At 35.4% G+C, this 12,715-nt stretch carries 14 protein-coding genes and 1 pseudogene; 10 read left to right on the top strand and 5 right to left on the bottom strand.

Annotation, left to right across the window (positions count from 1 at the left end; all coding sequences use genetic code 11):
• A pseudogene (locus WBM70_RS02870) lies at window positions 1-576 on the top strand (polyphosphate kinase 2); the annotation flags it as partial.
• A gap of 21 nt (window positions 577-597) precedes the next feature.
• The gene (ppk2, locus tag WBM70_RS02875) at window positions 598-1,428 is read left to right on the top strand and encodes a polyphosphate kinase 2 (protein WP_424557010.1); all 831 of its coding nucleotides are present in this window, start codon (window positions 598-600) and stop codon (window positions 1,426-1,428) included.
• A gap of 25 nt (window positions 1,429-1,453) precedes the next feature.
• Here ppk2 and WBM70_RS02880 read toward each other — a convergent pair whose 3' ends face one another.
• Together WBM70_RS02880 and WBM70_RS02885 are read right to left on the bottom strand one after the other, a co-directional pair.
• Window positions 1,454-2,653, bottom strand: coding sequence for a cation:proton antiporter (locus tag WBM70_RS02880; protein WP_424557011.1), 1,200 nt, complete (start codon window positions 2,651-2,653; stop codon window positions 1,454-1,456).
• 70 nt (window positions 2,654-2,723) lie between these two features.
• Window positions 2,724-4,070 (bottom strand): AAA family ATPase, encoded by a 1,347-nt coding sequence (locus tag WBM70_RS02885; protein WP_424557012.1) that lies wholly within the window; start codon window positions 4,068-4,070, stop codon window positions 2,724-2,726.
• A gap of 151 nt (window positions 4,071-4,221) precedes the next feature.
• On the opposite strand from WBM70_RS02885, the gene WBM70_RS02890 reads away from it, so the two are divergent.
• From WBM70_RS02890 to WBM70_RS02905, 4 genes are all read left to right on the top strand, one after another.
• On the top strand, window positions 4,222-5,445 hold the full coding sequence (locus WBM70_RS02890; protein ID WP_424557013.1) for an APC family permease: 1,224 nt from the start codon (window positions 4,222-4,224) through the stop codon (window positions 5,443-5,445).
• Between the two features lie 64 nt (window positions 5,446-5,509).
• Window positions 5,510-6,133 carry a uracil phosphoribosyltransferase gene (gene upp, locus WBM70_RS02895; protein WP_424557014.1) on the top strand — a complete coding sequence of 208 codons (624 nt, stop codon included), beginning with the start codon at window positions 5,510-5,512 and terminating at the stop codon, window positions 6,131-6,133.
• A 221-nt stretch (window positions 6,134-6,354) separates the two neighbouring features.
• The gene (locus WBM70_RS02900; RefSeq protein WP_424557015.1) at window positions 6,355-7,560 is read left to right on the top strand and encodes a molybdopterin-dependent oxidoreductase; all 1,206 of its coding nucleotides are present in this window, start codon (window positions 6,355-6,357) and stop codon (window positions 7,558-7,560) included.
• Window positions 7,561-7,570: 10 nt separating this feature from the next.
• Window positions 7,571-7,879, top strand: coding sequence for a sulfite:cytochrome C oxidoreductase subunit B (locus WBM70_RS02905; protein WP_424557016.1), 309 nt, complete (start codon window positions 7,571-7,573; stop codon window positions 7,877-7,879).
• 57 nt (window positions 7,880-7,936) lie between these two features.
• On the opposite strand, the gene WBM70_RS02910 is transcribed toward WBM70_RS02905, so the two are convergent.
• Together WBM70_RS02910 and WBM70_RS02915 are read right to left on the bottom strand one after the other, a co-directional pair.
• Entirely contained in the window at window positions 7,937-8,665 is a 729-nt protein-coding gene (locus tag WBM70_RS02910) for a hypothetical protein (protein WP_424557017.1), read from the bottom strand.
• 56 nt (window positions 8,666-8,721) lie between these two features.
• Window positions 8,722-9,375, bottom strand: coding sequence for a TrmH family RNA methyltransferase (locus tag WBM70_RS02915; protein WP_424557018.1), 654 nt, complete (start codon window positions 9,373-9,375; stop codon window positions 8,722-8,724).
• Between the two features lie 97 nt (window positions 9,376-9,472).
• On the opposite strand from WBM70_RS02915, the gene WBM70_RS02920 reads away from it, so the two are divergent.
• Genes WBM70_RS02920 through WBM70_RS02930 form a run of 3 tightly spaced genes read left to right on the top strand, consistent with a single transcriptional unit; the run spans window position 9,473 to window position 10,628 of the window.
• Window positions 9,473-9,970, top strand: a complete 498-nt coding sequence (locus tag WBM70_RS02920) for a hypothetical protein (RefSeq protein WP_424557019.1) — start codon at window positions 9,473-9,475, stop codon at window positions 9,968-9,970.
• 2 nt (window positions 9,971-9,972) lie between these two features.
• Window positions 9,973-10,167, top strand: coding sequence for a YwbE family protein (locus WBM70_RS02925; RefSeq protein WP_424557020.1), 195 nt, complete (start codon window positions 9,973-9,975; stop codon window positions 10,165-10,167).
• Window positions 10,164-10,628, top strand: a complete 465-nt coding sequence (locus tag WBM70_RS02930) for a YaiI/YqxD family protein (protein ID WP_424557021.1) — start codon at window positions 10,164-10,166, stop codon at window positions 10,626-10,628. The genes WBM70_RS02925 and WBM70_RS02930 overlap by 4 nt, the downstream gene beginning before the upstream one ends.
• 22 nt (window positions 10,629-10,650) lie before the next feature.
• On the opposite strand, the gene WBM70_RS02935 is transcribed toward WBM70_RS02930, so the two are convergent.
• The gene (locus tag WBM70_RS02935; RefSeq protein WP_424557022.1) at window positions 10,651-11,223 is read right to left on the bottom strand and encodes a class I SAM-dependent methyltransferase; all 573 of its coding nucleotides are present in this window, start codon (window positions 11,221-11,223) and stop codon (window positions 10,651-10,653) included.
• A 137-nt stretch (window positions 11,224-11,360) separates the two neighbouring features.
• On the opposite strand from WBM70_RS02935, the gene WBM70_RS02940 reads away from it, so the two are divergent.
• Entirely contained in the window at window positions 11,361-12,392 is a 1,032-nt protein-coding gene (locus tag WBM70_RS02940; RefSeq protein ID WP_424557023.1) for an endolytic transglycosylase MltG, read from the top strand.
• Window positions 12,393-12,715: the final 323 nt, after the last annotated feature.

The following is a 12,715-nucleotide window of genomic DNA, read 5'->3' on the forward strand; positions in this document are numbered from 1 at the left end:
GAACAGAAGACTCAATGGTTTTACCAAAAATATATCTCACATTTCCCAAGAGGTGGTGAGATCGTCCTGTTTGATAGAAGTTGGTACAATAGAGCCATGGTAGAATCAGTTTTCGGCTTTTGTACTAAAAGAGAATATGATGATTTTATGAAAGGTGTTAAAGGATTCGAAAAGGATCTTACCAGACAAGGGATCATTCTCATTAAACTTTATTTTTCTGTGACAAAAGATGAACAGGCAAGAAGATTTGAAAGAAGAAAGACAGATCCTCTTAGACAATGGAAACTTAGCGAAATAGATGTACAGGCACAAGACAGATGGGATGATTTTACTGAAACCAAATACAATATGATCAAGCAGACCCATTCACATAATGCTCCTTGGACAGTGATACGGTCAAATGATAAACAATATGCAAGACGTGAAGCACTAAAGGTTATCTTAAACTCGATCAATTATGAAGGCAGAGATGAAGATCTTGATTATTCACTTGATCCTGACATCGTCATCTCTGGTGCTAGAGAGATAGAGATCATGGATGCCCAGAGATCAAGCAGTGGTAAATTTATAGGTTAATATCCCAGCAAAAGGAAAAACATGGAAAAGAATATAAAGTCAAGTAAGAATAATGAGAAGGTTCAAATTTGGATCAAGAAAGAAACCTTAGCTTATGAGAAAGAATTGAAGAGACTTCAAGTTGAACTTCTAAAATTTCAAAATCATGTGAAAGATAAAGGTCTTAAGATCTTAATGATCTTTGAAGGTAGAGATGCTGCGGGGAAAGGTGGTACTATTAAAAGAATTACTGAACACCTAAATCCAAGAGGTGCAAGAGTGGTTGCCCTTGAAAAACCTAGTGATAAAGAGACTACTCAATGGTACTTTCAAAGATACGCTGAGCATCTTCCAAGTGGAGGAGAGATTGTTATTTTTGATAGAAGTTGGTATAACAGATCAATGGTTGAACCTGTTATGGGTTTTTGTACAGAGAGACAACATCACAAGTTCTTAAAAGATGCACCAGAATTTGAACAGATGATCGTAGATGAAGATATTCAAATGTTTAAATTTTATTTTTCTGTATCTAAAGAAGAACAGGCTAGAAGATTTAAGGCCAGAGAAACTGATCCTCTCAAGCAATATAAACTTTCACCTGTAGATAAAGAATCACAAAAATTATGGAATGAATATTCGCTTGCTAAATTCATGATGCTAAGTTCTACACATACAAAAAATGCTCCCTGGACAATTATTAAAAGTGACAATAAGAAAAAAGCTAGAATCAATTGTATAAAACATATCTTGAATTTTGTTGATTATCCAGATAAGATCAAAGATAAAGCAATAAAAGTGGATTGCGATATTGTTGTATATGGAAGAGATGAAGCGATATCTATGGAAAAAAGATTCAAGTCTTCGATCAAATAATTTCCATACATAATTCTATAAATGGTTACGACTTATCATATTTAAAAAGCCATTTGAGTAGGAATGGTGGGGCTAAAGTTGTAACGATGATCACAAAGATCAGAACGGCATAGATATGATTATCAAGTATGCCGTTCACACGCCCTACTTCAGCAAATATAAGCCCCACTTCTCCACGTGGTATCATAGAAATACCGATCAATGCTTTTTTTAATTCGCTTGTCTTTCTCAAGAAAAAAGCTCCCATATATTTTCCAATAACAGCAATTGAGAGGAAGATAAATGCTAAGGACCAAAATTTTGTTGATGTAAGGTCAATCACATTTAAGTTCACGGATAATCCGACCATCACGAAAAATATAGGTGTAAACATTTGGGCAATGGGGGTAATGGCATTTTTTATTTTTTCCAAATACACTTCATCATTTCTCAACCCCATACCAAAAGGCAATATAAAACGTCTTGAAAGTGCGATACCTGCAGCAAATGAACCTAAGATCTCTGGTGCACCAAAAAGATGTGAAATATATGCAAATAGTGCAATGAGAGAGATAATTATGGTTGGTATAAACCCAGGTACTTTTTGATGTTTATCAGCTTGTTTCATAAATTTAGAGATAAAGTTTGCAAAAATAGGCGCGAGCGTCAGGAATAATAAAATGAATATGGTTGTATTCAAGGTATTTGACACACTTAACTCTTGCATGACGGCATAGTCATAAATAAATACAAGGATGATTACACCTAAGACATCATCTATTACCGCTGCGCCAATAACGATCTGGGCAATATCTGAGTGTTCTTTTTTGAGATCTTTTAACACTCTCATGGTTATCCCTATACTCGTTGCAGTCATAGTACCACCAATGAAAAGAGATACAACCAGTGTTAGATCAAATACATAATAAGCGACTATTGCTGAAACGGTAAAAGGAAACACTGCACCAAATAGTGCAACAATAATTGCTTTAGGGCCTGCTTCTTTAAGACGATGGATATCAGTATCTAGGCCTATTTCAAAAAGTAAAAGCAGAATACCTATCTCAGCAAGTACTTTGAGTACATCATTTACCTCTATGATACCAAATCCTGAAACACCAAGTAATATACCGGCACTCAATTCCCCTAACACAGAAGGGATGCCCAAACGGGCAAATAACTCACCTAAAATTCTGGCAGTCACTAAAATTAAAAAAAGTATCAGAAAAAAATTATGTACATCCATATTTAATTGTACTGAAAACTATATAATATCCAACACTATTCATAATTTCTTCTTTGTAAAATATAATCTTCTAGAGGCTGTCTGGTATTTTATGGTCTATTTCACTCTCCCCTATGATCTTAGAGAGTTCATTACTCTCCACTATTTCCTGTTCTATCAATTTGAGTGCCAAAGTTTCTATCTTATTCCAATGTGCATCAACCAATTTTTCTGTATCTTGTTTTGCTACATGTATCCAATGTAAAAATCTTTTTTCAATTTGTTGTTCCAAAAAATAGTTGTCTAAAGTACCAATAGCATTGATATTGATATACCCTAGTTCTTTATCCATCCCTAAAGTTGTAATGGCAGCATAGATTTGTAATGAGGCTTGTGAAAGATCATTTTGTGCTCCGCTATCCATGTGCTCACTTCCCATTTTTTTGACTTTGGCTACACGTCCTGCAAGGAGTACACAAATATCATGATATAAATCTCTTTTTGTTATATTAGATAATTGATCATCATCATTGTAGGAAACAAATCCTAGCATATTACTTCTTGGTGCGATAGTGACCTGCTCGATTTTGATTTGTGGTAAAAGTAAAACTGAAAGTACTGCGTGAGCTGCTTCATGATAAGCTGTCATTTTTAGTTCTTTTTCAAGATTCTCAACCATCTTCTTCTCAACTTTATGACCGTATTTGATGATATTGATCTGTTCGATAAGTATCTCTTCTGTAATGAGATCTTTGTCCTGTTCAACCACACTGAGTGCCGCCATACGCCCGACTCTTTCTAGTTCCAATGCACTCATGCCTGCTATATAACGTACGATACGCTCTACATCAATTTTTGTATCATGGGGTTTTTGCATGATCTTTTCTATAAAGAACCTTCTTGCATCTTTATCAAGTTCAGACACTTCCAGTAAAAAATCAAGTTTCTGAGATGATGTCAATACAGGGTCTATATCATCAAGGCTCTCAGCTGTAGCAACAGTAAAGACCCGCTCCTCAGTAGACTCCAATACTTTGGCGATATCGGAAAATGAAACATTGGTGATAGCGCCCTGCATAATACCTTTGATATCTATATCTTCAAGAATGACCACACAAGGTGCATTTTTTGAAGCTATCTCATATACTTCTTTAATATGATCAAGTTCAAAGAGTTTAGATCCGGATATCTCCAAATAAGAGAGCGCCGCTTCTTTTGAAAACGCTTTTGCAAGCATACTTTTACCTACACTTACAGGACCATAGAGCAGTAGACCTTTAGGTACAGCCGTATCAAAACGTTCAAGCATTTCAGGATTTTGGATGATCTTGATGATCCCTTTTAATCGCTCTTTGATCTGCTTATGTCCTACAACATCATCAAAGCCAATTTTTGACTTCTTTATTTTCGGTGTATCTTTTGTTTTTTTCGTTGCCATCTCTCACCTTTATGGGTTTATACACTTAATCATACTAATTTTAGCATAACTCTATCTTCAAGACCTGCAAGATTTTTTAATTAGTAGTACTATTTTGTATATTGATTAGATTGTAATATACTATGACAATCAATATGCCTAAAGTAGAGAAATGGATAGTATAGACAAGCCTAAACTAAAACGTAATGTTACTTTGTCTATGCTCGTTTTTTATGGGTTAGGTAATATCTTTGGTGCGGGTATTTATGTTCTTATCGGCGAGATGGCTGGTTTAGCTGGAATTTATATCCCTCTTTCATTCCTTCTTGCCTGTATCGTTGTCTCTTTTACGGCGTTGACCTATGCCGAGCTTAGTGCAAGATATCCCGTTAGTGCTGGAGAAGCAGTTTATATCAATGCCGGATTTAACAGCCCTATTCTTTCCACATTTATAGGCCTCAGTATTGCCCTCACAGGGATTCTCTCCTCTGCCACTATCTTGGATGGTTTTAATGGCTATCTGAGTACTTTTATACAGACTCCAGAGATCGTAACATCCCTTATAGTTCTGATGGTCATAAGTGCTATCGCCATATGGGGTATCACCCAATCCATTGCAATTACTGCTTTACTCACATTGATCGAAACCATTGGTCTTGCTATGATCATTTATGTTGGATTTGAGTATGTTTCATGGGACATAAATACACTTGAGAGTTTCACTCCACCCATTGAGTTCAGCACATTGAATGCTATCGTATTAGGTGCTTTTTTAGCTTTTTATGCCTTTATTGGTTTTGAAGACATGGTCAATATTGCAGAAGAGGTCAAAAATCCTACTAAAACGATGCCCAAAGCCATAATCAGTACTCTGATCATTGCTACACTCTTTTATATCGCCATTGCTATAATCTCCATCTCTGTTGTACCAGTCAATGAATTGGCTCACTCCAATGCACCATTGGCTAAAGTCTATGAAACAGCTACAAACTCAAAAGCAACCATCTTAAGTGTTATCGCATTGTTTGCTGTAATCAATGGTGCACTTATACAAATCATCATGGTCTCGAGGATCTTCTATGGTATGAGTACCCAAGGCTGGTTACCTGGCTTTCTTGGTGTTGTCCATCCAAAAACAAGAACGCCTATAAATGCCACTATCTTTGCCTGTTTGCTTGTTTTTCTTTTGGCAACTGCTTTCCCTATTCTTACTTTGGCACAGTCAACCAGTTTTCTTATTTTTATCATATTTACCCTTGTAAATATATCACTTATTAAGATCAAATTAAAAGATCCACATCCACAAGATATTAAAACGTATCCTATGATCATCCCTGTCATTGCCATTATTCTTAATCTCACCCTACTCGGATTTCAAATTGTCTCAGGATTTTAGCAGACGATAAAATGATATTGATGTAATTGATTTTGGTATAATAAAATAAAATGAGAGGTACATTATGATCTATGAACTATCTAATCCTGTTACTAAAACTTTGTTGAACCATTTGAGAGAAACACAAACAGATGCATTACGTTTTCGACATATAGTTCAAGAGCTTAGTAGACTTCTGACTTACGAAGCACTCAAAACCGAAACAATGGAAGAACAAACTATCACAACATGGGAGGGAGAAAAAACTTTCGATTTTATTAAAGAAAAGGAAATCATCTTTGTCACTATCTTACGTGCAGGTCTTCCTATGATAGAAGCGGTTACTGCTCTTTTACCTAATGCATCTTCAGGGTTTTTAGCCATGAAGCGTGATGAAAACACCCATCAAAGTGTTTTGTACTATGATCGCATACCTGATTGTAAAGATAAAACGGTTGTTATCGTTGATCCTATGGTAGCAACTGCTGGATCACTCTGTGATGCTATTTCTGTTATTAAAAGTAAATCACCCAAAAAGATCATTACATTGAATCTTATCGGATCTCCAGAAGGTATGGATATTCTTGAACAAAAACACCCAGATATAGATACATACATCGCTCAAATAGATGACAAATTGAATGAAAACATGTTTATAGTACCTGGATTAGGAGATGCCGGTGATAGAGCTTACAATACGAATGAGTAAAACTTAATAAGATTAAATATATCAATATATTATCATTCATCAGTCATTATGATTGATAATTAAATATTTAATCAAAATAAAATATACAAATATCTACAAAATCTACTCTTTAGTGCCACTTTTCAGTACTTGCTAAGTGACATATTCTATAATGGTACCAATTATAATTTAAATTGGTACTAATTATAAATAAAAATTTATCTTACACCTAAAGGCAATTTATGGAAAGAAGAGACTTCTTTAAAAAAGCTATAGTTACTGCTGGAGCAGCAGCTGTAGGAACCAATACGCTAGAGGCCGGACAAACAGTTCAACCAATTGATAATAGAAAAGTATCACCTGTAGCTTTTCCTGAAAAAAGACCATTGATCATGTATTCTGACAGACCACCTTTGTTGGAAACCCCTAGAGATGTATTTACCTCTGCACTTACACCAAATGATCAGTTCTTTGTACGTTGGCACATGCCGGATATCCCTACACATATTGATCCTGAGACGTATACGATCCACATCAACGGACTTGTAAAAAAAGAACTGCATATCTCACTTAACGATCTTAAAACAAAGTTTGAACAAGTTGAAGTAACCGCTGTACTCCAATGTGGTGGTAACAGTCGTTCTGCTTTTAAACCAATTGCTGGAGGTATCCAGTGGGGTTCAGGAGCTATGGGCTGTGCTACATGGAAAGGTGTAAGATTAGCTGATATTCTTAACATGGCAGGCCTAGAAAAAGATGCTGCATGGATCGGATTTAATGGTTCAGAAAAAGCTGCTTATTATGAAACACCCGAATTCATACGTGAACTTGAACTTACAGAGCTTGATGACAATGTGATACTTGCATATGAGATGAATGGTGAAGACCTGCCATATCTTAACGGTTATCCCCTCAGACTTGTCCTCCCTGGATACTACTCTGACTCATGGGTAAAAATGTTATCTAACATTACAGTAACCAATGAATACAAAAAACTCTTCTTTATGGATGTTGCGTATCGTGTTCCAGACAATGAAACAGAATCAGAAACACCAGAGAAGAAGTTTCCAAAGACGAAACCGATCAAAAAAATGAATGTGAAGTCTGTGATAGGATACCCTACAAGAGATTCAATTATCAACCATAAATCACACGTTGTTGTACGTGGTGTAGCATGGGATGATGGTCATGGTATTCAAGATGTACTTGTTTCTACAGATGGTGGTAAGACATGGGACAAAGCCCTGCTTGATGATGGTAAACTTGGACGTTATGCCTACAGAACCTTCAGGTTTGCATATAAACCGACAACATTTGGTAAAGTCACTTTCATGACAAAAGCTATCAATAAGATAGGTCAGGAACAACCCTTTGCAAAAGATATCAAATGGAATCACGGTGGATACAAATACAATGGTATCGATGAAGTTACCGTAGAAGTAATATAAGGGACTAGAAATGAAAAAATTATTATTAACAGCAATACTTATTGCTTCACCACTTTTTGCTCAAGTTAAAGAAAATGTAGAAGTGCCTTATGTAGCATTCCCTATCAAGATGGGAAAAGGATTTGATGCGATTCAGACACATTGTCTTATGTGTCACTCTTTTGGATATATTACAAATCAGGGAAGACAGTCAAAAAAGTTTTGGCGTGGGAAAGTGGACAAAATGATCGTACACTTCAAGGCACCTATGGATGAAGCAGCGGCTAAAGAAACGACAGATTATCTATTTGAACATTATGGAAACGGAAAGTTAAAATAGGTTTATCTTCTCCACCTCAAAGAGGTGGAATACTCTTATTCAAACTCTCATTAAGTCTTATCTCTCTCTATCTTTATCTTGATAATTGTTTCGGCTTCGTGTCTTTTCATTATTTCTATCATTTGTTTTGTTATAGTTTCTATTTTTTGTTTTAGCAGTAGTTCCATTCTTTGTTCGTGCTTGAGTTTTAGATTTAGTTCTTACACTGTTTCTATCATCGGTTTTAACTCTTCTTTGTGTTTTTGTTTTAGTTTTGACATGATTTTTATCATATGTACGAACTTTTGTGTTAGTTTTTGTTTTGCTGGCATATCTACTATTTGAACGACTATTGTTTTTCGTCTTCTTTTTCACATTATTTCTATCATTTCTATATGCTTTATTATAGTTTTTGTTCTGACGCTTTTTATAATGGTTGGAACGTTTGTATACAGCTTTACTGTCATAATGTCCATGATGACCATTTACTGCACGATAACGGCGTCCATTATAGTAACGATAGTTTTTGTTGTAATAGTGTCCATGGCGGAATTTACGATTACCATAATAATAGTATCCATTTTTGTAATATCCACCATAATAATAGAGTCCACCGTAATAATAATATGGTACACCATAATAGTATGGATAACCATATGAAGACATAGATACTCTTACACTTGAATATGGAGCCGGATTATAGTATCCAGTTCCATAGTCTGCTGCATAATAGGTTGTACAACCCGTAAAGGCCAATGTACTGGATGCTGCGGCAATCAAACCTAAATATTTTGTTTTGTTTAACATGATCTATCCTTTCATTTTTAGTATCATAGAACATAAAAGTGTAGGTATCGTGTAGATTAAAAATCGATGATCTCTTCCTTGAATTCTAAAGCTATTCGACCTTTACTCTTTCGTGCTATAGTATCTCTATAGACCCATGCAGCCTTTATTTCTTCTCTTTCTTCTTCACTTAAAAGAGAGGTATCATATCTTCCGGCATTTTCAAGTTGCCGTTCAGCTTCGTAAAGTATCAATGCAGTAGCAACAGAAACATTAAGGCTTTGCACCATCCCCTGCATAGGGATAATGATCACTTCATCTGCCATCTCTACTATCTCAGAGGAAACACCCTCTTTTTCATTTCCCATGACCAGCAATGTAGGTTTGGTATAGTCTATCTGTCTAAATGAGACTGCCCGTTCTTCAAGATGTGTCACTACAACTTGAAATCCTTGGACTTTCTTTTGTTTTAGAAAATCCACTTTGTGACCGTTATTGATACGGTAACGATGCGTCCATCTATGTGCACCCTGTGTGATCGTTTTGTGTATGCGAAGCGTCTCATTCTCTTTGGTAGTGTAATAGATATTAAGCACCCCTACTGCGTCACATGAGCGGATGATAGCCGATAGGTTTTGTGAACTATGTACATTATCAAGCATGATCTGAAGTGTAGGCTGCTTTTTTAAAAGTACATCATCTATTCGATCTAGCCTACGTTCAGTACTCATGATGCTGCTCCTCAAAGATATTCATTTTAATTATAGTATATACGCATTAATCTATCACGATTTTGGGTATAATTTAAAAAAAATATAAGGAAGTGCGATGTGCGACTTCAATACTTTAACAGATGATGAAAAAAAGCTTTATCATGAAAAACTTCTTGAATGTGCAAACAACTTTGGAGGAATGAACTTTTTTCTTCAACTCCTCGAAGCCATACGTGAAACAAAGCCTCATCCACTTACTGCTGGGAATAGTGAATTCAGGATCGAATTAGGGACCATTAAGTGGAATAAAGTCATCTTCAATGACAAACTTCAACTCTTACTTAAAGCACGTGTAAATGAAAGTACACAAGATAACTTCCTCCCAAATCCTAACGAGAAAAACTATAAAAAAATACTGAATGTTGCACGTACTTTAAAACCTGTTGTGTTTCATGTCAAACCCGTAGTAAAAGAAGATGGACCAGGTTTTATCTTCCAGCCTTTTGATGTTTTTGATGAGAATAAAGTAAAACTGAACCCCATCTTTGATGCACTTTTCTTTTGTTCTGTAGATACGGTTAAAAAAATTCTGAACTATGAACCAAAGGCTTAGTCATGGCGAATGGACAAAAAAGAGCAGATATAAAATATGGTTTAGATGTAGGTATAGTACTTAAAGAAGACCAGGCTACAGGTAGGCTTACTTACGGAAAAGTACAAAAGATACTTACCAATTCCCCTACACATCCTCACGGTATCAAAGTACGTTTAAATACTGGAGAAGTAGGAAGAGTTAAAGAGATCCTATGACCCTTTTCATTGATGGTGATGCTTTTCCAAACCTTCTTAAACCTATAGTCTTACGCAGTATAGAACGGCTTGCCCTATCCACAAAGGTCATAGCGAATAAAAAGATACATATAGGCACATCAAAATACATAGAATACATCGTCGTTGATCAGGGTGCAGATGAAGCTGATCATCATATCGTTGAATTATGTAAATCAGAAGATCTGGTCATTACTGCAGATATCCCCTTGGCAGACAGGATCATAAGCAAGAATGCCCACGCTATAGATCATAGAGGCGAACTGTACAGTGTAGATAATATCAAACAGTACCTCGCTATGAGAAACCTCATGGAGAGCATCAGAGAATCGGGAGAGATGACAGGAGGCCCAAAAGCTTTTGGAACAAAAGATGCCCATGCCTTTGCCAATCAACTCAATGCATTTTTAGCAAAAAACCATAACTGTCATTCTCGTGCCTGAAATGGGAATCTATAATAAACAATTAGAGCAATTGTGCAGAAACAGTATAACGATACCCAAATTGACTGATATGAACTGAAAAACCATGACTTTCAAGTCTTTCTTTTAATACTTCAGGTGCAAAGAAATTCCCAGGTTCACCCAATATCTTTTCTACTCGGCAAAGTGCATTCCCCATAAAAGTACTTGAGTCAAAATCATAGATAAAAAGTCTACCTTCATTTTTAAGTACGCGTACCATCTCCCGTATTGATTTATCTACATCTAGAAAATGATGAAGTGCTTCACCTATCAATATGGCTTCAAAACTACTGGCATCAAAAGGCAGAGCCTCCGCATTGCCCTTATGTATTTTTATATACTCAGCAGAAAACTTAAGCATTCCTTCTGCAGGATCAACGGCAGTAAAATGCAGATCATCTCTGCATGCATAGGCTAATTCACTCATAATACCTGTACCTGAACCAAGATCCAATACAGAAGCCTTATTTGATACAGGTTTCAAAAATCTGCACAGTGATCGACGTACAGTATGGGGATATATCAAAGGTCCAAAGTGTTTAAATATCCACCCTAAGTGATTAAAGGGAATCATAGATACCCTCCTTATTAAATACTTGTTCATATATATCATTTTAGATTATATATGACAATTTGACACATATATATACAACATGATACAACTTTGATATAATAAACAAATAAAATCATAATATGGAATCAAACTCGCTCATGAAAAAGATACTCTCAGAAAAATACAGACGTTTTGTTATATGCTTTGAGATCTTTATGGTTATTGTATTGCTTCCGGTGATCTATAATTATGTTCCGATCAATGAAGGGACTAAAACATTTTATATACCTTCTTCAAATATAGATGAGATTGTCAAAACACTAAAAGACAATGGGTATGAAGTTACATGGATGGATAAATTGATGTTACAACTTCGGAAAACACCTGATGAGGGTTGGTATACTATTGAACCCAAAAAACATGGGCGTTATGTCTTTTTTCAACATCTTTATAAACGTAAAACCAAAGAGCTTATGGATGTAGTCGTATTTGCAGGAGAAACTAAAAGTAAACTCACAGAACGTCTTGCCAATGATATGAAACTCGATCAGAAAAAACTTTTAGCTGCATATGGAGAGTTGGCACATTTTAAAGAAGCAGATATCTTGGCACAACGTTACACCATTGCACGTAAAGCAGATGAATATGCAACGATGCAGTATATTTTCCTAGATTCCAGACGAACATTAAATCAATTTGTAAGAGATCATTTTAAATACACTCCAGAACTCATGGAACTAAAAATTGTCCACGTCATTGCGTCTATTATCCAAAAAGAGAGTAATTCTATAGAAGAAATGCCCTTGATATCTTCTGTGATCTATAACAGACTAGAAAAAGGGATGAAGCTGCAGATGGATGGTACACTTAATTATGGTCCCTTTGCACATACAATTGTCACATCAGAACGTATCAAGAGTGATACAAGCGAATATAATACTTACAAACATAAAGGCTTACCTCCGCATCCTCTGAGCACCGTTACACTAGATGCACTTATAGCCTCAATAGAACCTGCATCTAGTGACTATATCTTCTTCATGCTGAACCAAGATGGTACGCATAATTTTAGTATAACCTATGATAAACATTTAGAAAATATTAGAGCCTTTAGAGCCTATCAGGATGAGAAGAAAAAGAAAGAACAAGAGGCAAATAATACTATAGTAAAATCCCTGGCCAAATCTTAAAATATACATCAAATCTAATTTTCACACAATATACAGCATTTAATATTACATATATTAATACTTTATAATAAGACTATAAAAATCAATTGATTAAATATTATACAACAAGATGTATATTAAATGTAATTTCACTGTTATACTTACTACATAAAACGATTAGAAAGGATTAAAAATTACAATGACATTTATAAAAAACATCATCGGACTTACTCTTATCAGCACATCACTGACATTCGCAACCGACACAACTGATATGAATAAGATGGAAACAAAATCGTATGAAACCCTATGTTATACAAGTGATTGTATGAGTACAGTCCAAC

The organism is Sulfurovum sp. (assembly GCF_049668085.1).
Classification (GTDB): Bacteria; Campylobacterota; Campylobacteria; order Campylobacterales; family Sulfurovaceae; genus Sulfurovum.